Origin of the sequence: Frisingicoccus sp., from assembly GCF_048388605.1 — a bacterium.
In the GTDB taxonomy this organism is placed as follows: domain Bacteria; phylum Bacillota; class Clostridia; order Lachnospirales; family Lachnospiraceae; genus Frisingicoccus.
The window spans coordinates 1-3,233 of the sequence record NZ_DBGCTU010000056.1 but is presented as its reverse complement, the minus strand read 5'-3'; the positions used below and the strand labels follow the sequence as shown (position 1 = coordinate 3,233).

The following is a 3,233-nucleotide window of genomic DNA, read 5'->3' as shown; positions in this document are numbered from 1 at the left end:
CTTAAGCCGGGCATCGTGTCCCATTATCGGGACGGTGTTCTATATAAGAACGGCACAATCCCGGAACTTTGAACAGGTAAACCAAAATAGGAACAGCAAAAATCAAAATTTATACAAATATGGAAACAACAACTATTCATCCGGCAGAAGCCTATCTCCGAAACGAGCAGAATTCCACCTCTTTATATGTAAGGATTGCAGGACAACGTAGGCGATTATTCATCAACCGCAATGAAAACGTCATCGGCATTATTGCGCCAAGAAAACGAAAAAGCGGGTACATCTTCACGGATTGGGCAAGCATTGAGAAGATATACTATCCGTCATCCTCTCCCGAAGATGCAGCGGACATAGGAAAGAAACAGGTCTTGAAATACCAGAAACTTGCCCGACTTGCCACGCATACGAATGATTGGCTTCGCAAAATCGCTAATGCCGATTTGGATAAATCCCTCTACGAGAACCGCATCACGACCGGCACACGCATCGACGGCAAGTGTATCGGACTTGCCACCATCGAGAAGTATTGCAGCAGTTGGGATATGGCTCGTTTCAGAACGGCACTGAAGCAAGGCGAAAAGTTTTCCACCGGACGCTTCGACTTTTGTGGCTATGACGGTACGTTATGGTGTGAGCCACGCGAAAATGGAGATATGGCGGCTGGATTCAGCAAAGAATACAGGAATTGTGGCAACGGCTACTATTATCTGCTTATCAACGATGAATACATGATAGGCTATGACATAGACTGAGTTATATGCAAGACCGTATCGGGCAAAGTCTCGGTACGGTTTGTTGTTCCGATCGACCAACGGCCTTTTATAAAATTCCTTTCTCCCTCATATAGCCTTACATCCTGCGGCCAGTTTGCTTCAAGCAGCCTCACGCATTTTGTGTAACACGTTACATAAAGTGCGTGAAGCCCCTTTTTGCAAAAGGACGGACACGGACAGACTTGGCATTACAGGGGGCGGGATAAATCCTGCCCTCTGTAGTCCCAAGACAGTCCATCGGAAAGTCCGTCCCGGCTGGCCGCCTCACTCTTTTATTCATAAATCTTTCCTTTTCTAACGGATTCCCATTAAACCCAAGTCCGCTGCCGTGCGACCTACGGAACAGAATTTTCCGCAAAGGTAACCGGCGGCTCCAATCCTGCCAATGCCGGCATACTGCCGCAAATGACACGTAAAAATCTTCCTCTCCGCTGTCGAGCGTATTTTTCCGGATCAGCCTTGTCCGATTGTTCCCCGCCACCTTCTGAAAGCAGAAAAATCTTCCCGGCGGTCGCAAACAGACCGAACAAAGGGAAATAGTAATCTTGATTCATGAGTATTACAAAAACAATAATAAGTATGGAAATATTAAAAATAGTAATTCCCAAGTGGAATATAGCGGAAATTACTGGCTATGACCCGATGACAACCTTTTGGCAGGACTTCTCTATGGCAGACAAGTTCGGGAATGAAGCCATAGCTGACACATACAGAAAGGTTAAGGCAGAATGGAAAGATAACTACAAGCATTGGACAGAGCTGTGCCTTGTACTTAATCACAAAATTTGGCAATGGCACGAGCGGGACAACCAGAAAGCCACGCTCTATGACCGCCGAATGGCCAGACGAGCTGCAGGAGTATTACTTTCAAATAACGGATTAAAGCAATCGGTAGGACGGTGTGAAGTCTCCCCACTATAAACTCAAAACTATGACCGCTCAAGAAAAGATACAAAAAGTAACGGAAATATCCCAAAGCAAAGGCTGGAGTATAAGTGTGGATGACAAAAATAAATCAAATATTCAGTTCGACTTCCAACGCTATACCAACTATGGGCAGGATTTTAATTTCAGTGCCGAAATGAAATGTGAGGACATTGATACCCTCATTGCTGACATGGAACAATATTTCGAGGGTTTTGACCCGGATTACGAAGCCTATCTATGGATTGGAAATGATGGGCACGGTAAAAATGGCGCACCTTACCACATCAAGGACATTGTATCGGATATGGAGGAAGCGGAAAAACAAATACACGACTTGTTGGAAGCACTTGAGACAGAATTTATCTAATGCGCATGATGATGATTTATAAGACTAATTCCAAAATGAGCTTATTTTGCTGTTATACAACAAATACTAAATGTAGTATATACTAAGGTTAGTAAAGTAGGATATTAGGAAATATCCCATCAGAAATGATAGAATGCACTACATTTAGTCAATCAGTATTTTAGTATAGTAGTAGATGCTATAATACTAAAATATACAAAAGTAGTAAAATAGTATACACTAATAATAGTAAATACTAAAAATAGTATTATCTTTGTATCAGATATAAAGACACGAAATTATGACAAAAATAATCGCAGTTTTGAACCACAAGGGCGGTGTCGGAAAGACAACTACCACCATCAATCTTGCTGCCGCATTGCAGCAGAAGAAAAAGCGTGTACTGCTCATCGACATGGACGGTCAGGCAAACCTCACGGAATCCTGCGGTCTCTCCATCGAAGAGGAACGGACGGTGTACGGAGCGATGAAAGGCGAATATACCTTACCGGTATTCGAGTTGGAAAACGGTCTTTCCGTTGTACCGTCCTGCCTCGATTTGTCGGCGACAGAATCCGAGCTTATCAACGAGCCGGGGCGGGAATTAATACTAAAAGGGCTGATTGCAAAATTGCTTGAAACCCGTAAATTCGACTATATCCTGATTGACTGTCCGCCCTCGCTGGGTTTGCTGACACTGAACGCCCTCACATCGGCGGATTTCCTGATTATCCCGGTACAGGCGCAGTTCCTCGCCATGCGCGGAATGGCAAAGATTACAAATGTGGTCGGGATTGTCAAGGAACGTTTGAACCCAAACCTAAATATCGGCGGCATTGTCATCACCCAGTTTGACAAGCGCAAGACGCTCAACAAAAGTGTGGCGGAACTAATCAGCGAATCGTTCTGCGACAAGGTATTCAAGACCGTCATCCGGGACAATGTATCATTGGCCGAAGCTCCGATAAAAGGCATGAATATCTTTGAGTATAACAAGAACAGCAACGGGGCAAAGGACTACATGGAGTTAGCAAAAGAAGTGTTGAAATTAAAATAAAAACGATATGGGCAAAAGTGATTCATTGAAAAACGGCATGAGAAGCGGACTGGACGGCTTGCTGTCATCCACCGGGAAGTCCACGCAAAAGAAAGAACCTGCACCGGTCAAAACGGAAAAAGAGCCTGCT

Annotated in this window: 3 protein-coding genes; all 3 read left to right on the top strand. The window is 44.3% G+C overall.

The features are described from left to right. The first annotated feature begins 119 nt into the window (after positions 1 to 119). The 3 genes from ACMN7X_RS14915 (at position 120) to ACMN7X_RS14905 (ending at position 3,103) form a co-directional block, all read left to right on the top strand. Complete coding sequence (locus tag ACMN7X_RS14915; RefSeq protein WP_004320516.1) at positions 120 to 752, top strand: hypothetical protein; 633 nt, start codon at positions 120 to 122, stop codon at positions 750 to 752. A gap of 1,018 nt (positions 753 to 1,770) precedes the next feature. Continuing rightward, entirely contained in the window at positions 1,771 to 2,067 is a 297-nt protein-coding gene (locus ACMN7X_RS14910) for a hypothetical protein (RefSeq protein WP_418748241.1), read from the top strand. 280 nt (positions 2,068 to 2,347) lie between these two features. Further along, positions 2,348 to 3,103: a ParA family protein gene (locus ACMN7X_RS14905; protein ID WP_004320508.1), complete on the top strand. Its 756-nt coding sequence runs from the start codon at positions 2,348 to 2,350 to the stop codon at positions 3,101 to 3,103. The last annotated feature ends 130 nt before the right edge of the window (positions 3,104 to 3,233 follow it).

What these genes read in the sequence shown, in the direction of transcription:
- ACMN7X_RS14915 (WP_004320516.1), top strand. Translation starts at nt 120, where the DNA reads ATGGAAACAACAACTATTCATCCGGCAGAAGCCTATCTCCGAAACGAG.
- ACMN7X_RS14905 (WP_004320508.1), top strand. Translation starts at nt 2,348, where the DNA reads ATGACAAAAATAATCGCAGTTTTGAACCACAAGGGCGGTGTCGGAAAG.